Here is a 22,234-nt window from a genome sequence, read left to right as displayed (position 1 = left end):
TTATTTGGATTCATGTGAACTTTCAGCATTCGGGTCTCACGCTATATTTTTAATTTAGCTTCAACTATTAAGTAAGGTGAAAATGACAATTATAGAAGAAGAATTTGAAGACTTTCTTATTTCAACAGATAGAGCAAAACTGGATATCACTGCTATTCACGACTTCCTATCAAAACATTCAGGTTGGAGCGATAACATTCCTTTTGATATTGTAAAAACCTCGATTGAGAACTCTTTGAATTTCGGACTCTTTTATAAAAACAAACAAATCGGGTTTGCAAGAGTAATTTCTGATTTTTCAACCATTGCTTATTTGGGCGATATTTACGTACTGGATGAATACCGCGGCAAAGGGCTTTCCAAAAAATTAATGGACGTTGTAGTCAATCATCCGAATTTGCAGGGGTTAAAGAGATGGATATTGTTGACGTCAACAGCCGATTGGCTTTATGAAAAATACGGTTTTGTAAAAGTTCCAAATCCGGAAATGTATATGGAACGATATAATCCCCAGGTTTACAAAGCCGAAATAAAAAACCAGATTGTTTAAATCGTTCAGTGTTTATGATCATTCATTTCGAAACTTTTCTGATCGCAGGAATTTTGCTCAACCTGACACCGGGGAATGACACCATCTTCATACTTTCAAAGAGTATCGGACAAGGCAGGAAGGCAGGGATAGTTTCGGCGCTTGGGATCGCTGCCGGAACTGTAGTTCATACTTTGATGGCAGCTTTGGGATTGAGTATCATTATCGCAAAATCACTGCTTCTGTTTAATATTATCAAATATGCGGGTGCCGCCTACCTTCTGTACATTGGCTATAAAATGATCACAGATCGCGGAGGCCTGCAGTTCAGGGATATTGAAAAAAAATCCGAAGTGAATTACCGGGTCATTTTCAGAGATGCTGTTATTACTAATGTTCTGAACCCAAAGGTTGGACTTTTCTTTATTTCATTTCTACCACAATTTATCAACCCTGCTTCCGCCAGTCCGGTTACCGGTTTTCTCTTGCTGGGTCTGACTTTCATTTGCACAGGCCTGACCTGGTGTGCTATTCTCGCATTATTTTCTTCTGCAATTTTCAATGGCCTGAAACAGCATTCAAAATTTTCCTCATGGGTCAATCGCATGTGCGGAGCAACAATCATTTCCCTTGGAATCAAAGTGGCTTTCACAGATAGAAAATAGTCTCCATCTATTGGCTAAGCTCATTAAAGCTGTTGGAAAGAAATCCCCTTCATTTCATTTTACCGATTAAAAAAATTCGGGGTTCATGCTGCATGTTCCTGCGATCAAACGGCATCTCAGGTGAAACAGAATACAGAAACAGCAAACAGAAACAATAGTAGTAAAATCAGGGACGATATTTTCGGATCAAATCGATTAAATTGTCATTTTCATTTATTCCAGGTTCAAAATTCACGACACAGACATGAGAAAACTAATTCCGGTTGCCCTGGGATTGCTGGTACAATGCAGCATCCAGGCGCAAGAGAAATCTGCACTTACAGAAAAAGACTATCAACAGGCGGAAAAAATGCTATTGGCTTCTACGCAACAATATGTAGACAGGGCAAATATTTTCGCGAACTGGTTACCAGGAAATAAATTCTGGTACCGTGTACTTACTCCACAGGGAAGCGAATTCGTAATTGTTGATGCAAAAAAAGGATCAAAGTCTGCAGCGTTCGACCAGTCTAAACTGGCAGCAGCACTGTCTTCTGCGACTGGAAAAACGTACAGCGCGGAAAAACTTCCATTTCAGTATATCAGCTTTACTCCTGATGGTTCTTCAGTTAAATTCTCTTCTGATCGCAAACAATGGTCGTACAACCTTAAAACCAGTACCCTTAGTGAAGACTCATCTGTTCCGGAAGCTGGCACAATTGATCGCGGTATGAGCGGTGGTTTTCGTGGTCGTGGTACAGAAGTTATTTCGCCGGATGGTACGAAATCAGTTTTTATCAAAGACTATAATCTCTGGGTAAAAAATCTGAAAACAGGTGAACAGAAACAACTGACTACTGATGGTATAAAGAATTATGGATATGCAACTGACAATGCGGGTTGGAAAAGCAGCGAAAGACCTGTAGTACGCTGGTCGCCAGACTCAAAAAAACTTGCAACATTCAGACAAGACGAACGAAATGTCGGGGACATGTACCTGGTCACAACCAATGTTGGCCACCCTACGTTGAAAGCGTGGAAGTATCCGTTGCCTGGTGATAAAGATATTGCGACTATTCAGCGTTTAGTCGTTGACGTGGAGACTGCAAAAACTGTTGTGTTTAATATTCCTCCGGATCCGCACAGGGCTACGTTGAGTGATGATATCTCCAGCAGTGGAACTTTCGATGATGTTGACTGGAGTGCTGACGGTTCCGAGCTGGCCTTTCTCTCAACGTCACGCGATCACAAGCAGGAAAAAATGCGCATCGCCAACACTGCAACCGGAGATGTTCGCGAAGTATTCCAGGAAACTGTAGCAACGCAATATGAGTCTGGCCAGGGCGCGATTAACTGGAGATATCTGCCTGCATCAAAAGAATTCATCTGGTATTCTGAACGTGACGACTGGGGGCATCTCTATTTGTATGATGCAGTAACGGGAACATTGAAAAATCAAATTACCAAAGGTGATTGGGTTGTACTCCGTGTAGTACTGGTTGATGAGAAGAAACGACAAATCTATTTTGTTGCGAATGGCCTGCAGCAGGAAAACCCATATTATAGCCAGCTTTGCCGGATTGGTTTTGATGGGAAGAATATGACGGTGCTTACTCCGGAACCAGGTACACATCAATCGTATTTTTCACCAGACAATGCCTACATCGTTGATACCTATTCCAAACCTGATGTACCCGGCATAACGGTTTTGCGTGATATCAATGGAAAGAAAATTGCCGACCTGGAAAAGACAGATGTGTCCAGATTAACAGCAACAGGATGGAAAGCGCCGACTGTTTTCTCTGTAAAAGCGCACGATGGCAAGACAGACATTTATGGATTGTTGTTTACACCAACTCATCTTGATCCTGCAAAAAAATATCCTGTGGTCGATTATATCTATCCTGGTCCGCAAGGTGGAAGTGTTGGCAGCTGGGCTTTTTCCGCATCGAGAGGAGATCACCAGGCACTTGCTGAACTTGGGTTTGTTGTTGTACTCATTGAAGGAACGAGCAATCCTGATCGTTCCAAAAGTTTTCATGATATGTACTATCCCAACATGAGCGAAAACACTTTGCCTGATCAGATCACAGGAATTCGTCAGCTTGCTCAAAAATATGCTTACATCGATACATCGCGTGTAGGTATCTGGGGACATTCGGGTGGAGGATTTGCAACGGGTGCAGCAATGTTCCGTTACCCTGATTTCTTTAAAGTAGGCATCTCTGAATCAGGAAATCATGACAACAGGAACTATGAAGACGACTGGGGCGAAAGATATATCGGCCTTCTTACAAAAAACCCTGACGGAACAGATAACTATACCGCACAGGCAAACCAGGTTTATGCAAAAAATCTGAAAGGAAAATTGTTACTCGCTCATGGTTTAATGGATAATAACGTTCCTCCGTACAATACATTTCTTGTTATCGAAGCGTTGGCAAAAGCAAACAAAGATTATGACCTGATTTTATTTCCAGCTGCAGCGCATGGATTTGGCGTTTACTCTCCTTATATGATGCGCAGGCGTTGGGACTATTTCTCCAAACATCTTGCCGGTAAAGAACCACCAAAGGAATTTGAGATAACTACGAAAGGAGATCCAAGGAATGGTCAGTAGTTGGGAACTTAAAGCCTACTTAATCATAAATTGAAAATAGTAAACCATAAGAAGAGCTACGAGTTGTCGTGGCTCTTCTTATTATTAATCTGTTGCTGTATCCGGACGTTTTCACCAGAGGAGTTAATAGCATTTGTATTTGATTCAAAGTAACATCAAAAGAGATAGTGGTTTTCAATTGAAAGGATCGCCATTTTCATCGTTAAAATCGTAGAGACGCCCTGCATGGCGTCTCTACGATTTTAAACTTTTCAAAATTCACTCTCTATTCAAAAACCGTTTCATTGCTTTTTTTATATCCAATGCGCTGTGCCACCGCTTTAATCTTCTGCCCGCTGCTCAGTACTAACGGTGTCGTATACACTTTCCAGCTCGTCGGCTCCGGTACATTTGCCTGCATAATTTTGTAACCGATCGATGCGCCTTCTGTAGTACTGACCAGGCTTACCTTTCTACCATCCCGCTGAAAACTTACGTCTGTTGTTACCGGGATCGAGTCCTGCCCGTTCCACATTTTTTTAATCATTTCCTTTTCCGGAATTTCTGCCTGGTCCTTTGCCAAATTCAGCCAGTCGTCCATTGCTTTTCGCATGCGAGCAAGTACCGGATAGCCTGAAGTTTTTGAAGCCAGGTTATCAAGCTCCCAGGGATCAACAGACAAATCATATAATTCCTCTTTCGGTTTCGTTTGTACAAACCATTTGATCTGAATGGAATCCAGTGTTCCCTTTTCTTTCATTGCCAATAATTCCTTCATGGTTTCCTGTTGTAACCGGTATGCGACATTCTGATACAAAGGCAATTCAGGATGATAGTTGCGAATGTATTTATATCTCCCATCGCGAACAGCACGGCTCCGTTCAGGTTCACTATCCATACGATCACGCGCTGCATAAATGTATTGATGTTCCCTTCCGACATACTTCCCCAGGAATGCTGAGCCCTGCATATATTTTTTGGGTTGAATACCCGCGAGTGATAACACAGTTGGAGCAAAATCAATTGAACTGATCAAACGGTTATTTCTCGAGCCTGCATTTCGTTTATCCGGAAACCGAATGATTAACGGAATTTTTATTCCCCGGTCATAAATTTCTCTCTTGAAAAAAGGCAGGCCATCACCATGATCACTCCAGAAAAAAATGATCGTACTGTCAAGCAGGTTGTCTTTTTCCAGTTTTGAAACTAACTCACCGATCAAACTATCCAGATCAGCAATATTGCTGTAAAATCTTGCTACATCAGTTCGAATTGTTTTTGTATCCGGGTAAAAGGGCGGCAATGGCACTTTCTCCGGATCGACATGCTGCGGATGGTTCTTTCTTTCCCAAACCTGCGATTCATGCGTAACCATAAAATTGTACACCGCAAAAAAGGGTTGGCCTGGTTTTCTTTTCTGCCATCCTGCGGAACTGCTGCTTTCATCCCATACCGTAGGCGGTTCAACAAACTGATAATCCGTTTTTGAATTGTTGGTACAAAAATATCCTGAAGCACGCAGGTATTCTGGAAATGCCTTGATTTCAGGCGGCGGTACAATGGCATAGGCTTTCGGAAGTCCGGCGTGTTCGGACATTGTGTTGTACAAGGTGCGCATATTCTGTCCGCCAGCTGTTATTTGATTAACACCACTGATAATGGAACAACGACTGGGTGCGCAAACACCGGCAGTGGTAAATACCCTGTCATATACAATTCCTTCTTTCGCAAGCCGGTCAATATTGGGAGTCCTCACGGTACTGTCTCCATAAGCTGCCAGCCTGGGGCTCATGTCTTCGCAACTTATCCAAAGAATATTCGGACGTTGTGCACGTAAAGGAATACCCGAAAAAAGAAAAAACTGGAGGCAAAAAAATGAAATACAAAAAATCCTGTATTTGCTTTTCATAAAATCTTTATTGCGGTAGATCGAGATTATCGTTTTCATCAAAAGCCCAGAAGGGATTGTAGGCCACTTCAATTAAATGCCCATCAGGATCACTGAAGTATCCACTATACCCACCCCAAAAAACCTTCTGCGCAGGTTTAACAATCGTTGCTCCTAAGTTTTCAACTTCTTTGAAAATGGAATCCACTTCAGCCTCCGATTTTGCATTAAAGGAAAGTGTAATTCCGCGAAAGCCGGATCCTTCTTCCGGAACTTCCGCATCTTCGGCCAGTGCTGACCGGGAGTATAATCCGAGGGCAATTCCACCCAGCGGAAAAACAACCATATCATCTGTTCCGGCTGTAGATCTTTTCCATTGTAACCCTTTCTCATAAAAGTCAAGCGACTTTTCCAAATCTGAAACACCGAGGGTGATGAGGTTTAACTTCTGACGCATACACGAATTTTAATTGTTTCATTGGTTTACAATCCTATAGAAAGGTAATTGCTTTTTGGTAAACAGATTCAGGTACTAATAATGTTGAAAACACCATCAGTTTCTGTGGAATTCCATCTACGCCGGCGGAAACTATTAAGCAGAAAACGATAGCGGCATAAAAATTTCACAATGTCTCTTATATAATTAACCTTATTAAAACAAAATGTAATGAAAACAACTGTCACGACCCGGCGTTCATTGAAAACTATTTTTTTATCACTTGCTACCCTATTATCACTTAGTGTTTTTGCACAGGAACAGCAAACTGCTGCAGAGAAAACGCTCACACCCAAATTTGGTATTAAAGCCGGACCGAGTTTCACCAATCTTTACATCGATGATATAAATGATGAAAGGATGAAGATTGGTATTAACGCTGGTTTTTATGCTAAAATTCCGATTTCAAAGGGTGTATCATTTCAACCGGAGTTGCTGTATGCTAACAAAGGGACAAGAGCGAATTATGACAACTTCATTCTGGGTAGTGGTGAATACAGATTCAATCTTCACTACCTGGAATTGCCTTTGCTCTTTTCCTTTAACGTAGCGAAGAATTTCAATATCCACGCTGGTGGCTATGCGGCCTATCTGTTAGGCGCAGATATCAAAGACGTTAATAAGGATGGAACAATCCAGGAAATTACCACCCTTAACGCAGACAATTTCAATCGCTTTGATGCTGGTCTTGTTGGTGGATTGGGATTTGATATTCAGAATGTAACCATTGGAGCAAGATATAATTATGGCCTGGTTAAAATAGGTGAATCAGGCAGCATCAGTGGTGAGCTGGCTAAGAATGCGAAGAACAGTGCGATAGCATTATATGTTGGTTTCGCATTCTAGAAAACCACCAGTGAATTTTATTATTCACGAAAAAAAGATAGTCATGATAGCAACAGGTGCAAATAATGTTAAACTGTTATTCGGGACATTATTTATTACAGCGTTTTCGTTGACAGCATCAAAAATCAGTCGCAGTAATGATTTGGAAGCAACCCCAGGTAAATCACATTTTATAAGTGCAGCCAGGTCAGTTGCCGAGGATACCAGTTTCCTGGTGAAGGCAATAAAATTTCACCAACAACAGGTAATGCTGGCTGATATCGCAGACAAAAAATTAACCGATACTTCTTTGAAAAGAATTGCTTCACAAATCAGGGTTGATCACCAGACAGCGCTGGGTGAATTATTCAAACTCTATAAATCAACAGGGTCAACTTCCGGAAGCGACCTGGAAAAGAGATGGAATGATTCATTGATTGCTGATCGAACCAATGATCTTTCTAAAGAAGAAAAAAAGGTGAGTGATATGGCAGGCGTACAATTTACCAATCGGTGGATAGGGATTGTGTTGCGCGAGTATGATCATATCATTCCTGAATTTCAGTCTGCACTGCATACCAGCATGAACGAAAAGCTGAGAAACGCCACCTCCGTTGCACTAACAAATATTAAAGAAAACAGAAAGGAATTAAACAATTGGAGATCGGGAAATCAAGCTGCCCGCTAGTCATACAAAGTACCAGGTAGCGAAAGAGGTTTACATTATTTGTAAACCTCTTTTTTAGTAAGTAGTAAGTCGTAAGCTGGGTTTAAAATTAAATATTGAAAGTAGAAAGTATTGGCGGCGTTTCTCGTTCATCATTGTTCGTTGCTATTGTTCGTAGAACCGCTGTCTTTAGCAATGCAAAAAACAAGGATGCGAAGTTTACACCGAAAACCAAAGTCTGGCAGGTACAAGGCATTGGCTTTGACTCTTACATACGCCCGGAAGCTGACATCAAAATTTCTTTGTAACCAATACAGATGGGATATGTTTATTAAACAGCAGATTCTTTTTAGAAGTTAAGTCAGGTGGTGAAAGTAAACTCTCATATAAGTACTGTGCGCCAGGTAATGTACAGCTTTACCGCCCACCCCAAGCTCTCAATGAGAATAAAAAGTTACATTGCTGCTGCCCCTGTTACTACTTACTTTTACTACTTACTGTCTATTCCGCTTTCTTTTCACTTACGGGGTGAAATTTATTAAAGTATGCATAGCCCAGAACTTTTACATTACTTGTGGAAGCGTAGCTTACTTCTTTCCAGAAAAGGCGGTCTTTAATAAGTATCTGATCAATACGCACATCAGATCCACCACGGGATTCCTCCTGGTTGAGGGGATTGTTGTAGCCCGGTACATTCTGGTTGATCGATGTAATCATTTCTTTAGCTTTCTCCACACAGTATGCATTACCGGGTTTGGTGAAAATAGCAATAGCTAATAGGATAATGATAACAACTAACAATACCCAGGATAATTTCATATGTCAGGTTTTTATGCTGAAAAAAATCTATACCAGTTTTACGACCTGTTCTAAAACTATACCATCACCATTCGTTGGGTACTGTAGATATTATTTTAAGAGGAGCTAAGCCGCAAAGAATTCAACTTCACCAGAATTTTTATCAAACCAGGCTACCTGGTGAATTTCCACCTGGATTACAGAAGATGGCGAACTCTCCTGAGTATCATCAGCACTGGCTGATGTGATACCATTCACTGTTGCCTTGCCCTGAATTTTAATAAAATTTCCTTTTTCCCGATTGATAAATTTCAACACAACCGGGAGATTACTAACATCAGCAGACGGCAGTGGGAGTTCCTCACAGGAACACCAGATAGACTTTTCGCCTTCAGCCCGATCGGCCGTCACTACCACCGGCTCTATTCTTGGAGTTTCCTGCATACATACTTCGAACAATGCATATTTGGATTGCTCCATAATTTCTTTCAATACTTTGTTACGTAGGGTCGACTTTTTCATACTTACGATTTAATTGAATTGATATTCAAGTTCGCGTTCAAATGGAATCAATGAGCTATCCAGCCATTGCATAAAGCGGTGATATAATTTTTTAAACCATGTTTCAGGCTGTACTCCACGCCATTCAACATAGGTCGCTTTTAGTATCTGCATTTTCACGAGAAGAATTTCGTTTGTATCCAGGCCTGATTCCAATGGAGAAAGCCCAACAATTTCGTTAATGACCTGAGGTTGGTGAATGATGTCGGCTTTCCCACAAACAGAAAGTTTAAATGGAAATCCTTTGCGGTAAAAAGACAACTGCGCAGCAAATTTCTGATCGGCACCGAGATACTGATTCTTGCTTTTATTCATCAAAAACCAAACAGTGCCATTGTTATCAACCCGCAACGCTGATACAATGCAGGTAGGATATGTCACTTCGTCGATATCAGAATATGTAAAAAGCGCGCTGCGTATATCGTTTATCTTGGATTTGATAAACTCAAAATTTTTTTCTGCGGTATGCTCCTTCATGATATTACCTTGGGTATTTGGTTAGGTATATTTCAGATATGTTAAAACTTATACCATGGCCGGTGAGATGCAGGATTTATCTGACAGGATTCCCAGACTAATGCGATTATCAATCATTTATGCAAAAAATATTTTCAAACTAACACCAGGTCAACTTGAATAGTGTGGAATTATATCAACAGGGAACGAATATTCAGCAAATTTTTTCTCTCTTTTTTGATTGTTATTTCTTTAAGAACTGGTTTAACAAATGGTCCGTGATTTTTATTGACTGTTTCGCAGCATTCACCGAAAAATATGGCTGCATCATTTTATGAAAGCAACGAAAAATAAACCCGGAAAAAATTCATTATTCAATCGCATTTTCAACAGGGTGTCTGCTGTTATTACGAAGGCAGCAGGAAGTCCTGCAGCAATTATCTGCGCAGTTGTCCTGGTGGCCGGTTGGGCGATAGGAGGAACTATATTTGGATTTACTGATACCTGGCAACTCGTAATCAATACAACGACGACCATCATTACCTTCCTGATGGTTTTTGTAATACAGCAATCACAAAACAAAGACACTATGGCGATCCAGCTGAAACTGAATGAACTGATTGCATGTAACGATAAGGCAAGTAACCGATTGGTGGACATCGAAGATCTTACAGACAAGGAAATTGAAACGATTAAAAAATTTTATCAAAAATTATCTGATCTGTCGGAATCGGAAGATGATATTCACAGTTCTCATTCCATTGATGAGGCCGAGGACATACATCAGAAAAAGGCCGGAAGAATGAAGACGCAACTCAAAAAATAAAGTCCCTTCTGAAGAAGAGACTCTATTTTATCTGTCAGTTTTTTACTTTCATCTTTTCCAGAAAAAGAATTTCCTGGTTGTTAATGCAAGCGCAACCAACAGTTAATGAATAATCGGTGCTACACTTAATTATTCTAAAATAATGCCGTCGGGTTTTGACCTGAAAATCAAAATCGATGGGGAATTTAGTACCCGCGAACATTGCCGGAATGAGCAAAAAAGCACGCAATCAAAAGAGAATGAAACAGCATACGGAATACAGAATACAGGAAGAAATGGCCATTCGTCTCCACAGCAGCATGAGCGAAAAGGAAAACTGAATCGGAAAACCGGAAACTTAGAATATCAAATTGTCAGTTGTTCTCAATGGCTCTACCTGATCTTTACAGCCTCCTGCCTTGCAACTTATGGAACAGACAGGGCGTTTTAAATCCTGATGTGTATGTACATCTACATCAATATTTTCTCTCACCGCTGAAATCCTGAATGGTATAGTTTTTTGTCCTTTTTAAACGAAGACAAGCGTGCTTACTAACTCGTATTTCAAAATCTAAATCTGTTAACATGAAACAAATGCTCTCAGTAATCACAGGTTCCGCACTGTTACTTGGCGTCCTGTCATCCTGTGGTGATGGTAACGGTTCTGACCGCGATGTCGATTCAACAAAATTTGGAACTACACAGAGTGACCGGACCTACACCACGAATGCAGACAGCAGTGTAGCAACATTGCCCGCTGCTGCCGAATCAAAATTTGTTAGCAACACAGTAGAAGCAAATTATGCTGAGCTAAGTATGGCGAAACTGGCACTTCAGACTTCTAATAACAATGATGTAAAGCATATCGCCAAAATGCTTGAAGAAGATCATAATGTGGCCTTAAACGGTTTGCAACAAATTGCCATAGCGAAATCAATATCAGTTCCAGCGTCTGAAACAGACGATGCCAGGAAAGAAGTAAATAAACTTTCTGAAAAGAAAGGATCAGACTTTGATAAAGCCTGGTGTAAAGAAATGATCGATAAACATGAAAAATCAATAAAAAACCTGGAGGAAATGGAAAAGGAAACAACAGATCCCCAGGTGAAAACCTGGATTTCTGAAACGCTTCCAAAAATCAGAACTCACAGGGACAAACTTGTGGAATGTCATGACAAAATGAAATAACAGCCGGAATTGAATTTTGCATGATGATCCAAAAAGAGAGGTTGGCTTTGGCCGGCCTCTCTTCATTTAGTGGAACAGTTATTTATGGGTACAGAGTAATGAGTAAGTTTAAAAAATACTGGCAGGCTGTAAGAAACAGCGCTCTTATGTTCATCCAGGATGGCGGGATGAAACTGTCTGCCTCTTTATCATATTATACCTTGTTTTCTATCGGGCCCGCACTGCTCATTGTTGTTTCCATTTTAGGTATTGCATTTGGTCGTGAAGCGGTTCAGGGGCAGATATTTGACCAGATTGCATTATTGCTGGGCGCAGAGCCTGCCAAGCAGATTCAGGATCTTATTAAAAATATTGAACTGAGCCAGGATAAAATAATAGGTCTTATAACAGGAGGTGTTGTTTTATTTATCGGTGCTACCGGTGTATTTGTAGAGATGCAGGATTCTATAAACCACATCTGGGCGGTGAAGTCAAAACCCAAAAAAGGAATTATAAAATTCATCTTTAACCGCATTTTATCATTTTCTCTCTTGCTAAGTTTCGGTTTTATTCTTCTTGTTTCACTCGTATTGAATTCTGCCCTTGAGGCATTGAGTCACCGGTTACTCAGGCTGTTTCCGGATGCGCTGGTGGCTATTGCCTGGATATTGAATCTCATAATCACTTTTGGTGTTATCAGTCTTTTCTTCGCGTTCATATTTAAACTGCTTCCTGACGCCAAATTGAAATGGGCTGATGTGTGGCATGGTGCATTCATTACTGCATTTTTATTTATGATAGGGAAGTTTTTAATCAGTGTTTATATCAGTAAAGCCAAAATTGTATCCGCCTATGGAACTGCAACTTCGGTGATCATCCTTTTGTCGTGGGTGTATTATTCAGCAGCGATATTATATTTTGGTGCAGCTTATACGCGTAATCGGGCTATTATATTCGGCAGGGGAATCAAGTTAAAAGAGAACGCTGTTTTCATTGTACAGACTGAAACAAAAGAGTGGCACGATAACGACAATTCATTCGCAAATCGCGAAAAAAAAAATCTCCTCGACCCTGAAAAATCAGACCATCACAAAGTAAAATCATCCTGATTTATCTACAGGATTTGTAGAAGGTGATACGCATTCTATTGATGCTCCCAACGCTCTCACGCTTAGCACATTCAGGCAACATTCTTGAAGTTTTAAAAATTATTTGAAACGATATAAAACGAGATTGCCATGAAAAAAACAAGAACAAGACAGAACCCGTCTTCCCAGCATTCAAGCCATATGCGTGGGAGAGGACAGAACAGAAATCGACAAAATGAAGGAGGACGTTTTGAAAGTTATGATGAAGATTATGACGATTCATCGTCATGGGATGAAGATGACTCGGATGATCAATTCCAGCAGTCAGGGCGCATGAATATGTCAGATTCAAATCGTAACTATGGCCGTAATGAAGGAAGAAACCAGGGTGGCATGGGTCGCTCCGACCAGCAATGGCGCGATCGACCATTTTCAGGTTTTGGTGCTTCCCACGGAAATGACCAGTGGCGTAGCGATCAGGATTGGCATAACGAAAACAACAATTATGGTCGCGGCCAATACAACCCTTATGGAATGCAGGGCGGCCAGATGAGAAATCAGGACGGCTATAATCAACAGGGTGGATGGAATCAGAATCGTGACAGAGATTACGGGCAGGGAGGATATGGACAACAAAACCGTGGAGGATATGACCAACAAAGCAGCTGGGGCAACCAGGGCCATGGAAACTCCTATGACAATAACTATGGTCGGGGAAGCTATGGCAATAGTTCTGGCATGGGACAGGGAATTCATAGAAGCGAGTTCAATCACTATTCCAACAATGATATGAGTCGTGGTGGATCATATGGTGGAAACCAGGGTGGTCAGGACTGGGGACGTAACCAGCACAATCAATCTGGTTATGGCGGTCAGCAGAACGATTATGGACAGAACTGGGGAGGTAACCAGGGTGGCCAGGATTGGGGACGCAACCAGGAGCAAAACCGGCAGTCAGGTTACGGACCCGGTCAGCAGGATTATGGTTTCCAGGGTGGCCAGGGTGGCTACGGCCGTTCATACGACCAGCAGAACCGTTCCGGAAATGAAAATCAAAACAGTGGAATGGGCAACTTCGGTTCATATATGGGCAGTCGCAATCCATACTCCAATGAACAATCTTTCGGCAGCCAGGGATCTTCAGGCAATTTTGGATCTCCAGGAAACCAGGGTGGCTATGGCAATGATTTCGGCCAGGGCAGCTACGGTAACCAGGGCTATGGCGGCAGTTTCGGAGGTCAGCATTGGGGAAGTTCCGGTGGTTACGGACAGGGCGCCAGCAGACAGGAATCACGCGATCAGGGCTATGATAGCCGGGGTTCCGGATTTCAGGACAATGGAAGCAGATCTGATGATCAGAACCGGGGAAGCCAGGGATACAGCAATCAAGGTTACGGACGCAGTTCTGACAGCCAGGATTATGGCAACGGATCTGGTCAGCACTGGGGCAATCAAGGGCGCGGAAACCAGGATCACCCGAATCAATCTGGACAGGGATATGGAAGCCATGTAAGTGGTTCAGAAAGCCAGAACCGGGGAGGCAGCAGCTCTGACGATCAGCGTTCCGGCGAGCAGGGATATGGAAGCCAGGGGTCGTTTGGAAACAGTCAAAGCGGTCAGTCAGGACAAAAATCCTCCTCCGAACAGGATCAAAGTGATCCATGGAGTAAAACAGATGACAGCCGCAGAACTGAAAGTGCAGAAGGGAAGGATAAATCTTCAACTACACCTTCGATGAGCTCTGACAAAGGCTCGGCTGCAGATCGCAAAGAAGATAAAACAAGTAAAGACTCTGGATCAGGCAGTTCCTCATCTTTTAGTGATGAAAGCGCAGACCAGAAAAATAAAAGCAAGAAATAGCTTCTCTGATTTCTGGAAAAGTGGCTTCTGATCGAAGCCACTTTTTTTATACGTATACCTTAATCTTCCAACGTGAGTTCATAATGTGATCCGGTGGTGCAATACTTGCATTTGTATCTGAAATCGTTTAAAAACTGGCGTATGAAAAATTTTAATTGGGGAATTATCGGACCTGGTCAGATTGCTGATGACTTTGCTGAAGACTTGAAACTGGTTGAAAAAACGAATCACCAGGTAACAGCAGTGATATCCTATAAAATTGAAAAAGCAGAACGTTTTGCAGAATTAAAATCCGCTCCGCAATATTTTGACAGCATACATGAATTTGTAAAACATGGCAATGTTGATGCTGTGTACATTTCGACGCCGCATCCAATGCACCATAAAGAGACATTGATCTGTTTAAAAAACAGTATCCCTGTGTTGTGTGAAAAACCGATGGCGATGAATTATGAGCAAGTGAAAGAAATGACAGAAACCGCTGCAAAGAATAACACATTTCTCATGGAAGGTATGTGGATCAGGTTTCTGCCCAGCATAAAAAAAGTATTGGAACTGATAGAAAAAGGGGAAATAGGAGATGTTAAGCAAATCGAATCGTCGATGAGTTTTGTGGCACCAAGAGATAAAGAAGGCCGGTTTTTTAATCCTGACCGCGGAGGTGGATCATTACTGGATCTTGGAATATATCCATTATATCTCGCGCAATTATTGCTGGGTCATCCAAAAAAAATACAGGCAAGTGCGGAGCTCAGTAAGGAAAAAATTGATCACGAATGTGTTGTTGTGAGCACTTATAAAGATGGTAAAAAAGCAATTTCGAACTCTTCGCTGATGCGCGAACTCCCTAATACAGCTGTTATCCAGGGCACACTTGGAACAATTACAATCTCAAAACAATGGAACGAGAAACCACCCGAAATCCAACTTGAATACCACGATGGCAAAACAGAAGTACATGAATTGTCGTGGGAAGGAAGGGGATTCCAATATGAAATCAGTGAAGTTGAAGAATGTATTCAGAACGGCGAGATCATGAGTCCCAAAATGTCCCACGGTATGAGCCAGGAACTTGCAGCGACAATGGATGAAGTTCGCAGACAATGCGGTATCTTATATCCCTTTGATTAAAACAAAAAAGAGTGCTACATTACTGTAACACTCTTTTTGTATTTCCGGAATTCATGGACAAGCTCCGGAATTGTTTTTAATCGATACCCTCTAATAAAAGAGATTAAAATCTGGGAATCTTTTCTTCCGTTGTATCTGGTGTATAAACGGGCGTGTTGATTTCCGGACTTCCATCATCGCGCTGGGTGGAAGAGGGAGAGGGAATCGCATTCTCCTCAACATCTTCCTCACGATTCTGTTTTTGATTATTTGTAATTCTGTTGTCTCTGTTTGTAGGATTCTGTTTCGTGCCCTGGTCTTTTTGATTGCCTACATTATCCTGAGCACCCTTCTGAAATCCCTGCTGCTGTTTGTTGTCAGGATGCTGATTCTGTGATCCGCCTCCCTGTGTTTGCTTATTCATAAACACGCAATTTTTCCGTTGAATTAATTTTGTTTACACAAATACTAATTAAAATACCATTCCAGAATTTATTTGCAGTTTGAATTTGTAGACTTGTTTACCCATTGAAATCTTTTCTTAACATATGTATACCTGAATAAAGCTTGCTTTAACCGCAAATGTTAATGACCGAAGCACCTGATGTTTCAACATTTTATTTTCTGAGCGACGCGGCAATCTTTTTGTGTGTATAAAACGCAATAAACTGGGGACGATTTTCATAACTACAATATGCCATTATGGGACTGGCTACATACAAAAAGAAACGATCATTTAACAAAACTCCTGAACCAACCGGAGGGGTCTCTGACGATAACAAACAATTACATTTTGTTATTCAGAAACATGATGCTTCACATCTGCATTATGATTTTCGATTAGAATTGAGGGGCGTGCTGAAAAGCTGGGCTGTTCCGAAAGGACCATCGATGGATCCATCAGTAAAAAGGCTCGCGATGGAAGTGGAAGACCATCCGTATGATTACCGGAAGTTTGAAGGCATCATTCCCAAAGGTGAATATGGCGGAGGTACTGTGATTGTGTGGGATGAAGGAATTTATGTTCCGGCAGATGAAGAATTCGATAGCAAGGAGGCCATGGAAAAACATCTCTATTCTGAGTGGAAAAAAGGAAAGATCATGGTGGTGTTACTGGGTCAGAAACTCAAAGGGAAATTTGTACTCGTAAAATCAAAAGGAGGTGGTGCAGATAATGCATGGTTGCTGATGAAGTATAAAGATGAATATGCGAGGAAAACGGATATTTTAAAAAAAGCATCCTCAGTTATTTCGGGAAAAACCATTCAACAGATGGAAAAAGATCCTGTTGGTGTTTGGGGGTCAAATAAAAAATCATTAGTCAAAAAAAAACTACAGGAAAAACCTCAACGCGTAAACGGCCGGTTGAAAAAAGCACAAGCAAAAAAACAGTCAGAAAAAAATACGCCAACAAAAGCGATAGCAGGAAAACGCGCAAAATTTCCTGAAAAAATTCCGCCGATGTTAGCGACGCTTGTCGACCAACCATTCGACGAACCGGGATGGATGTATGAAATCAAGTGGGATGGATATCGCGCGATAGCGCATTGTAACGGAACGCAGGTGCATCTGAAATCAAGAAATGATAAATCTTTCGATGAAAAATTTTATCCTGTGGTTGACGCATTGAAAAAACTGAATTTCAAGGCAGTGCTGGATGGAGAGATTGTTGTATTAAAAGAAAACGGAACAGCAGATTTCGGAAGCCTTCAAAACTGGCGCAGCGAAGCGGATGGTATCCTGAAATACTATGTCTTTGATGTATTATGGCTGGATGGAAAATCCTTGCTGCAACTTCCTTTAAGTGAAAGAAGGGCAGCCCTCGAATCATTGATACCGGAAGATGAAACAGTCATTATTTCCAAAGCATTTCATAGCGACGGGATCATGTTCTATGAAGCTGCAGGTAAAATGCAGCTGGAAGGTATCATGGCGAAACGTGAGTCTTCCGAATATGTTCCAGGCGAACGTTCAAAAGACTGGCTGAAAATAAAAGTGGCCTTGCGCCATGAAGTGGTGATTGGGGGATATACAAAAAATGATGGTACAAGTAAAGCATTCAGCGCTCTTTTAGCTGGTGTGTATAAAAGCGGCAAACTTCATTACACCGGTAAAATCGGTACAGGTTTCTCTGATAAGATGCAGGCAGAAATGATGAAAAAGTTCAAGCCGCTGGAGAGAAAAACAAATCCGTTCGAGGAAGAACCCGATATAAATAAACCGTCCAGGTTCAGGCCAAATCCGCCTCACGCCACTGTCACCTGGCTTAAACCTGAACTTGTCGGGGAAGTTTCATACACTGAACTTACCAGTGATGGTATCATGCGCCACCCGTCTTTTGAAGGGTTGCGTGATGATAAGAAAGCAAAAGAAGTGTTACCGGAAAAAGCAAAAAAATTAACTACCATGGTTAAAAGATCTGTCATCAGTGAAAAAAATCTGGTTACTCCACCGAAAAAGGGAGAACGCAAATCACTCCTTAATCCAACGGAAAAGCAACAGGTAAAAAAAATCAACGGGCACGAACTCACATTTACCAACCTCGATAAAATATACTGGCCAAAGGAAAAGATCACCAAACGGGATATGATCAACTATTACTACCAGGTTGCTCCATACATATTGCCGCATCTGAAAGACCGGCCGCAATCCCTGAACAGGTTTCCGAACGGAATAACGGGTGAGAGTTTTTACCAGAAAGATGTTACAGACAAAGTACCGGACTGGGTTGATCGTTTTCCATATACTTCCGAAGGAAAGAAGAAAAACTTTCTCGTCTGTAATGATGAATCAGAACTTTTACTGATGGCCTCTTTAGGTTGTATAGAAATAAACCCATGGAACAGTACCATCCATACTCCTGACAACCCCGATTGGTGTGTTATAGATCTTGATCCTTCGAAAGACAATTTCAACCAGGTAATCGAGGCTGCTCTTGTAACGAAGGAAGTTTTTGAAAGAGCGGGAATAACGAGTTATTGCAAAACATCCGGATCAACGGGCCTGCATATCTATGTGCCATTGAAAGCAAAATACACTTATGAAGAATCAAAAGAATTCGGCCGGCTGATTGCAACTTTAGTTCAGGCTGAGCTTCCCAACACCACGAGTATTGAACGGACTGTGAATAAGCGAAAGGGTAAAATTTATATTGATTTTCTGCAAAACCGCCCGCAGGCTACTATTGCTTCTGTATATTCCTTACGGCCAAAACCCGGGGCTTCTGTATCAATGCCCCTGCATTGGGAAGAAGTAAAAACAGGTTTAAAAATCAAGGATTTCACCATTAAAAATGCCATGGAAAGAATCAGTTCGGAAGGAGATATCTTCAAACCGGTATTGGGGAAAGGAATTGATATGCTGAAGGCGATAAAGAAGTTAAACGTGTAACGTTTTACGTTAAACGTTCCACGTTAAATGTAAAAAAAAGCAGACACAAATTCACCATCTGAACTGTGTCTGCCTTCAATTGAAACCAACCGAAATTTCTTAATCTACATCTTTTTTGAAGAGTAATAATGAATCAACTTTTTCTCTTTGGATAACTTTAAAGAATGGTCGCCATATAATTCAGAAAATTACATTTCAACTCGATAAAAGTTTTCTCAACGTTCCTGATTCTCTCCCTCAACACATTCTGGCTGGACACCGTCAGGATGGCGTGCGGGTCTGAGTATTCCTTTCTCTCTCTGACCAGGTAGCTCTGTTGTCTCGCAAGTTCTACTTTTAACTCGCCCATGAATTTCTCCTGCGTCTGCATTTCCTGTTTCAGGTACGAAACATTGGCCAGTGTATCTTCTCCAATAGTTGTCTTTTGTTGAATGACCTGGCTAAGCATTTTTTCTAAAGTGGGAATTTCTTTGGTCTGACGGGTGATCATGTCATCCCACGCGTCGTTTTCCTTGATGAAAAGATCAACAATTCGGTTATCCATGGTAAGAGGTTTGTGGTGTCGTACACCAGTTTTTAAATTGGATGTCAATAAAAGGAATTCAAAGGGGCGGCGTGGTTAGTAAGTAGGGGGAACGAAAAACGGATTAGAGGTTCCGGTTTAACGACAACCGGGATGCTAAATTGTGCATTTTATAAAAAACCTGATATATTTTTTTTAACTCTCTCTAAAAGATTGAAAGCTAAATCGTTTATTTCTAATCGAGCTTTAATCCGCGCTCCAGTAAAACCCGCCATGGATGGGGTTTAGCAACCTGGAGGCCATATTTTTTTATGGTCAATTCAATATGGGCGACAGCCTCTTCAATGGAATCGGTAACGAGAAAAAGATTGAGATCCTCAGGAGAAATAGTTTTGGCATCCATCATAAATTTGATGTATTCCAGTAGATCTTTATGATATTCCTTCCCAAAAATAACCACCGGGAAGTCTTTAATTTTTTTAGTCTGGATCAGAGTCATCGCCTCGAACAGCTCGTCGAGTGTCCCGAAGCCACCGGGCATAATGACAAAAGCATATGAGTATTTGATCAACAGGGTTTTACGAACAAAAAAGTATTTGAAATCAACCCATTTGTCGAGGTAGTCATTGTGTTTCTGCTCATGAGGGAGAACAATATTGCATCCAACGGAACGGCCGCCAACATCCTTCGCACCCCTGTTTGCCGCTTCCATAATTCCAGGACCGCCCCCGGTCATTATAGTATAACCCAGCTTTGCAATTTCCCCCGAAAGCCTTCGCGCCATCTGGTAGTGCTTACTTTCCTCCCCGAACCTCGCCGATCCGAAAACCGTAACGCAAGGTCCGACAAAATGCAGGTTCCTGAATCCCCGTATAAATTCAAAACATACTTCAACTACAAACCTGAAATCAGACCAACGGGATCTCGGACCTTCCAGGAACGCTATCTCCTCTTTTACTGTCGTTTCTTTCTTAGTCATTATTTGTTTCGCATTCATCGTTCAACATTCTTTCAAACTTACCTGTTTTTTAATAATCAGATTTTCACTCAACTCTTTAGTGGCTTTGCTGTTATTGCCATTGCATTGAGTATTTTTGAAATGCAGTTAATCCATATGCAGACATTATTTTTTATCGGTATCATGCTTATCAGCTTTATGCTCATGGAAGGAATTACATGGGTCGCGCACAAATGGATAATGCATGGATTTCTCTGGTCATTGCATCGGGATCACCATGAAGAAGAACCCCATTTTTTTGAAAAGAATGATCTATTCTTTCTCATTTTCGCAACGCCAAGTTGTCTATCAATTTTATTCGGGGGTATTTATCATTTATGGTGGTTGCAAGCCATCGGTTTTGGAATTATGCTTTATGGGTTTGCCTATTTTATTGTTCATGATGTAATCATTCATCAACGGTTTCGCTGGTTTAGCCGTAGTAATAATTCCTACATCAAAGCCATACGATGGGCACACAAAATGCATCACCGGCATAAAGGCAAAACGGATGGAGAAAGTTTTGGTTTACTCTATGTTCAAAAAAAATACAGGGAGAAAATCCGCCGTGATAAAATTAATGCCCGGCAACGATAGAAAACACCGCTAACCGGATTCTAATTTTAGTTCAACTATACTCGACAATTAATACTAAATCTTCATACGATTTTATCATCGCTGGCGCAGGATGCGCAGGATTAAGTCTCGCAGTGCATATGGCGAGAGCTGGTATACTTGATAATAAACGTTTGCTCATCATCGATAAAGCAAGAAAAACAGTCAACGACAGAACATGGTGTTTTTGGGAAAAAACCAAAGGTCCGTTTGAAGAAATTGTTTTCAAGTCGTGGAACCGGGCGTGGGTTCGCAACGAAAAATCAGAACGATGCCTTGATCTTGCACCTTATGCCTATAAGATGATCAGGGGAATCGACTTCTATTCTCTTTGCAATAAAATTTTAAGTGAATACAGTAGTATAGATCGATTGTACGTCCCTGTCAGGGATATTAGCTTTGACAATTCCGGGATCATTGTGTCGGCCGGTGAGCACCAGTACACTGCGGATTATGTTTTTAATAGTATAGCCCGTGATGAAAAACAAGGTCACCTGAATCCAGAACTATTGCAGCATTTTAAGGGATGGTTTTTAGAAACAACCGAGGATATATTCAATCCCGAAGAAGCGACATTAATGGATTTTCGTGTTCCTCAGCAGAACGGAACTGCCTTCGTCTACACTATGCCGTTTTCTTCACGCAAAGCATTGATCGAATACACCATTATCTCTCCTGAATTATTGAGGAGCGAGGCTTATGATGATGCACTGACAAAATATGTACATGACTTAGGTATAATAAATTACAACGTGGCAGAATCTGAATTTGGAATTATCCCGATGACAAAAAAGAAATTTCCGCTTAGAGAGAAAAACATGATGTACATCGGTACTGCTGGCGGGCAAACAAAAGCATCTTCCGGATATACATTTCAATTTATACAAAAACAATCTGCGACTATTGTACAATCGCTGCTGCAAACCGGCCAGCCATTCTCAAAATTATCAAAAGGGCTTGCGCGGCGATTCCGGTGGTACGATAATGTGCTGTTGCATATACTGAAAAACAACAATCCGGCGGGTAAAGAAGTGTTTGATATTCTTTTCGCAAAAAATAAACCTTCACAGGTGTTGCAATTTCTCGATAATGAGACTAATCTTTTCCAGGAGTTGAAAATCATGAGATCGGTACCGCAGATACCTTTTCTTAAAGCGGGATTCAAAGAATTCTTCAACTATTGAGCGGCGTCTTTCATCAACGGTTTTACGTTTAA

23 protein-coding genes are annotated in these 22,234 nt (G+C 41.3%); 15 read left to right on the top strand and 8 right to left on the bottom strand.

All coding sequences use genetic code 11. From position 1 onward, the window contains the following. Positions 1-82 precede the first annotated feature (82 nt). The 3 genes from P2W82_RS11450 (at position 83) to P2W82_RS11440 (ending at position 3,793) form a co-directional block, all read left to right on the top strand. Entirely contained in the window at positions 83-550 is a 468-nt protein-coding gene (locus P2W82_RS11450) for a GNAT family N-acetyltransferase (RefSeq protein WP_336516427.1), read from the top strand. Between the two features lie 14 nt (positions 551-564). Then, positions 565-1,194, top strand: a complete 630-nt coding sequence (locus tag P2W82_RS11445; protein WP_336516020.1) for a LysE family translocator — start codon at positions 565-567, stop codon at positions 1,192-1,194. A 244-nt stretch (positions 1,195-1,438) separates the two neighbouring features. After that, positions 1,439-3,793, top strand: coding sequence for a S9 family peptidase (locus tag P2W82_RS11440; RefSeq protein WP_336516019.1), 2,355 nt, complete (start codon positions 1,439-1,441; stop codon positions 3,791-3,793). A 265-nt stretch (positions 3,794-4,058) separates the two neighbouring features. Here the strand turns inward: P2W82_RS11440 and P2W82_RS11435 are convergent, their stop codons facing one another. Further along, entirely contained in the window at positions 4,059-5,681 is a 1,623-nt protein-coding gene (locus tag P2W82_RS11435) for a sulfatase family protein (protein ID WP_336516018.1), read from the bottom strand. Positions 5,682-5,688: 7 nt separating this feature from the next. Continuing rightward, positions 5,689-6,117, bottom strand: a complete 429-nt coding sequence (locus tag P2W82_RS11430) for a VOC family protein (RefSeq protein ID WP_336516017.1) — start codon at positions 6,115-6,117, stop codon at positions 5,689-5,691. Between the two features lie 210 nt (positions 6,118-6,327). Between P2W82_RS11430 and P2W82_RS11425 the strand changes: the two genes are divergently transcribed. From P2W82_RS11425 to P2W82_RS11415, 3 genes are all read left to right on the top strand, one after another. Beyond that, a complete protein-coding gene (locus P2W82_RS11425; RefSeq protein ID WP_336516016.1) occupies positions 6,328-7,002 on the top strand; it encodes a porin family protein in 675 nt (224 codons plus the stop codon). A gap of 43 nt (positions 7,003-7,045) precedes the next feature. Continuing rightward, positions 7,046-7,669, top strand: a complete 624-nt coding sequence (locus P2W82_RS11420; protein ID WP_336516015.1) for a DUF4142 domain-containing protein — start codon at positions 7,046-7,048, stop codon at positions 7,667-7,669. A gap of 95 nt (positions 7,670-7,764) precedes the next feature. Further along, on the top strand, positions 7,765-7,956 hold the full coding sequence (locus tag P2W82_RS11415; RefSeq protein ID WP_336516014.1) for a hypothetical protein: 192 nt from the start codon (positions 7,765-7,767) through the stop codon (positions 7,954-7,956). 193 nt (positions 7,957-8,149) lie between these two features. Here the strand turns inward: P2W82_RS11415 and P2W82_RS11410 are convergent, their stop codons facing one another. The 3 genes from P2W82_RS11410 to P2W82_RS11400 all read right to left on the bottom strand — a co-directional run bounded on the left by P2W82_RS11410 (position 8,150) and on the right by P2W82_RS11400 (position 9,484). Further along, positions 8,150-8,467, bottom strand: coding sequence for a hypothetical protein (locus tag P2W82_RS11410; protein ID WP_336516013.1), 318 nt, complete (start codon positions 8,465-8,467; stop codon positions 8,150-8,152). A gap of 105 nt (positions 8,468-8,572) precedes the next feature. Beyond that, the gene (locus P2W82_RS11405) at positions 8,573-8,968 is read right to left on the bottom strand and encodes a hypothetical protein (protein WP_336516012.1); all 396 of its coding nucleotides are present in this window, start codon (positions 8,966-8,968) and stop codon (positions 8,573-8,575) included. 9 nt (positions 8,969-8,977) lie between these two features. Beyond that, a complete protein-coding gene (locus tag P2W82_RS11400; protein ID WP_336516011.1) occupies positions 8,978-9,484 on the bottom strand; it encodes a pyridoxamine 5'-phosphate oxidase family protein in 507 nt (168 codons plus the stop codon). A gap of 313 nt (positions 9,485-9,797) precedes the next feature. Here P2W82_RS11400 and P2W82_RS11395 point away from each other — a divergent pair, with 313 nt between their 5' ends. The 6 genes from P2W82_RS11395 (at position 9,798) to P2W82_RS11370 (ending at position 15,514) form a co-directional block, all read left to right on the top strand. Then, positions 9,798-10,289 carry a low affinity iron permease family protein gene (locus P2W82_RS11395; RefSeq protein ID WP_336516010.1) on the top strand — a complete coding sequence of 164 codons (492 nt, stop codon included), beginning with the start codon at positions 9,798-9,800 and terminating at the stop codon, positions 10,287-10,289. A gap of 176 nt (positions 10,290-10,465) precedes the next feature. Next, on the top strand, positions 10,466-10,609 hold the full coding sequence (locus P2W82_RS11390) for a hypothetical protein (RefSeq protein ID WP_336516009.1): 144 nt from the start codon (positions 10,466-10,468) through the stop codon (positions 10,607-10,609). Positions 10,610-10,853: 244 nt separating this feature from the next. After that, entirely contained in the window at positions 10,854-11,456 is a 603-nt protein-coding gene (locus P2W82_RS11385) for a DUF4142 domain-containing protein (RefSeq protein ID WP_336516008.1), read from the top strand. A 20-nt stretch (positions 11,457-11,476) separates the two neighbouring features. Beyond that, a complete protein-coding gene (locus P2W82_RS11380; RefSeq protein ID WP_336516007.1) occupies positions 11,477-12,544 on the top strand; it encodes a YihY/virulence factor BrkB family protein in 1,068 nt (355 codons plus the stop codon). 129 nt (positions 12,545-12,673) lie between these two features. Then, positions 12,674-14,383, top strand: coding sequence for a hypothetical protein (locus tag P2W82_RS11375; RefSeq protein WP_336516006.1), 1,710 nt, complete (start codon positions 12,674-12,676; stop codon positions 14,381-14,383). 141 nt (positions 14,384-14,524) lie between these two features. Next, a complete protein-coding gene (locus P2W82_RS11370) occupies positions 14,525-15,514 on the top strand; it encodes a Gfo/Idh/MocA family protein (protein WP_336516005.1) in 990 nt (329 codons plus the stop codon). A 103-nt stretch (positions 15,515-15,617) separates the two neighbouring features. On the opposite strand, the gene P2W82_RS11365 is transcribed toward P2W82_RS11370, so the two are convergent. Continuing rightward, entirely contained in the window at positions 15,618-15,917 is a 300-nt protein-coding gene (locus P2W82_RS11365; RefSeq protein ID WP_336516004.1) for a hypothetical protein, read from the bottom strand. Positions 15,918-16,195: 278 nt separating this feature from the next. Here P2W82_RS11365 and ligD point away from each other — a divergent pair, with 278 nt between their 5' ends. Then, a complete protein-coding gene (gene ligD, locus P2W82_RS11360) occupies positions 16,196-18,883 on the top strand; it encodes a DNA ligase D (protein ID WP_336516003.1) in 2,688 nt (895 codons plus the stop codon). Between the two features lie 157 nt (positions 18,884-19,040). Here the strand turns inward: ligD and P2W82_RS11355 are convergent, their stop codons facing one another. Next, entirely contained in the window at positions 19,041-19,427 is a 387-nt protein-coding gene (locus tag P2W82_RS11355) for a hypothetical protein (RefSeq protein ID WP_336516002.1), read from the bottom strand. 214 nt (positions 19,428-19,641) lie between these two features. Next, positions 19,642-20,385: an LOG family protein gene (locus P2W82_RS11350; RefSeq protein ID WP_336516001.1), complete on the bottom strand. Its 744-nt coding sequence runs from the start codon at positions 20,383-20,385 to the stop codon at positions 19,642-19,644. A 135-nt stretch (positions 20,386-20,520) separates the two neighbouring features. Here P2W82_RS11350 and P2W82_RS11345 point away from each other — a divergent pair, with 135 nt between their 5' ends. Together P2W82_RS11345 and P2W82_RS11340 are read left to right on the top strand one after the other, a co-directional pair. Continuing rightward, positions 20,521-21,000 carry a sterol desaturase family protein gene (locus tag P2W82_RS11345; protein WP_336516000.1) on the top strand — a complete coding sequence of 160 codons (480 nt, stop codon included), beginning with the start codon at positions 20,521-20,523 and terminating at the stop codon, positions 20,998-21,000. Further along, the gene (locus tag P2W82_RS11340) at positions 20,997-22,202 is read left to right on the top strand and encodes a lycopene cyclase family protein (protein WP_336516426.1); all 1,206 of its coding nucleotides are present in this window, start codon (positions 20,997-20,999) and stop codon (positions 22,200-22,202) included. Before P2W82_RS11345 ends, P2W82_RS11340 begins: the two co-directional genes overlap by 4 nt. The last annotated feature ends 32 nt before the right edge of the window (positions 22,203-22,234 follow it).

The organism is Pollutibacter soli (genome assembly GCA_029269725.1).
Lineage (GTDB): Bacteria > Bacteroidota > Bacteroidia > Chitinophagales > Chitinophagaceae > Pollutibacter > Pollutibacter soli.
Note: the sequence above shows the minus strand (reverse complement) of the source record. Positions and strands in the feature narration are given on the sequence as shown.

Coding starts and splice junctions, on each gene's coding strand:
- P2W82_RS11430 (WP_336516017.1), bottom strand. CDS start 6,117: ATGCGTCAGAAGTTAAACCTCATCACCCTCGGTGTTTCAGATTTGGAA.
- P2W82_RS11395 (WP_336516010.1), top strand. CDS start 9,798: ATGAAAGCAACGAAAAATAAACCCGGAAAAAATTCATTATTCAATCGC.
- P2W82_RS11365 (WP_336516004.1), bottom strand. CDS start 15,917: ATGAATAAGCAAACACAGGGAGGCGGATCACAGAATCAGCATCCTGAC.
- P2W82_RS11375 (WP_336516006.1), top strand. CDS start 12,674: ATGAAAAAAACAAGAACAAGACAGAACCCGTCTTCCCAGCATTCAAGC.
- P2W82_RS11355 (WP_336516002.1), bottom strand. CDS start 19,427: ATGGATAACCGAATTGTTGATCTTTTCATCAAGGAAAACGACGCGTGG.
- P2W82_RS11405 (WP_336516012.1), bottom strand. CDS start 8,968: ATGAAAAAGTCGACCCTACGTAACAAAGTATTGAAAGAAATTATGGAG.
- P2W82_RS11350 (WP_336516001.1), bottom strand. CDS start 20,385: ATGACTAAGAAAGAAACGACAGTAAAAGAGGAGATAGCGTTCCTGGAA.
- P2W82_RS11370 (WP_336516005.1), top strand. CDS start 14,525: ATGAAAAATTTTAATTGGGGAATTATCGGACCTGGTCAGATTGCTGAT.
- P2W82_RS11440 (WP_336516019.1), top strand. CDS start 1,439: ATGAGAAAACTAATTCCGGTTGCCCTGGGATTGCTGGTACAATGCAGC.
- P2W82_RS11420 (WP_336516015.1), top strand. CDS start 7,046: ATGATAGCAACAGGTGCAAATAATGTTAAACTGTTATTCGGGACATTA.
- P2W82_RS11445 (WP_336516020.1), top strand. CDS start 565: ATGATCATTCATTTCGAAACTTTTCTGATCGCAGGAATTTTGCTCAAC.
- P2W82_RS11400 (WP_336516011.1), bottom strand. CDS start 9,484: ATGAAGGAGCATACCGCAGAAAAAAATTTTGAGTTTATCAAATCCAAG.
- P2W82_RS11435 (WP_336516018.1), bottom strand. CDS start 5,681: ATGAAAAGCAAATACAGGATTTTTTGTATTTCATTTTTTTGCCTCCAG.
- P2W82_RS11385 (WP_336516008.1), top strand. CDS start 10,854: ATGAAACAAATGCTCTCAGTAATCACAGGTTCCGCACTGTTACTTGGC.
- P2W82_RS11410 (WP_336516013.1), bottom strand. CDS start 8,467: ATGAAATTATCCTGGGTATTGTTAGTTGTTATCATTATCCTATTAGCT.
- P2W82_RS11345 (WP_336516000.1), top strand. CDS start 20,521: ATGCAGACATTATTTTTTATCGGTATCATGCTTATCAGCTTTATGCTC.
- P2W82_RS11380 (WP_336516007.1), top strand. CDS start 11,477: ATGATGATCCAAAAAGAGAGGTTGGCTTTGGCCGGCCTCTCTTCATTT.
- ligD (WP_336516003.1), top strand. CDS start 16,196: ATGGGACTGGCTACATACAAAAAGAAACGATCATTTAACAAAACTCCT.
- P2W82_RS11450 (WP_336516427.1), top strand. CDS start 83: ATGACAATTATAGAAGAAGAATTTGAAGACTTTCTTATTTCAACAGAT.
- P2W82_RS11425 (WP_336516016.1), top strand. CDS start 6,328: ATGAAAACAACTGTCACGACCCGGCGTTCATTGAAAACTATTTTTTTA.
- P2W82_RS11390 (WP_336516009.1), top strand. CDS start 10,466: ATGGGGAATTTAGTACCCGCGAACATTGCCGGAATGAGCAAAAAAGCA.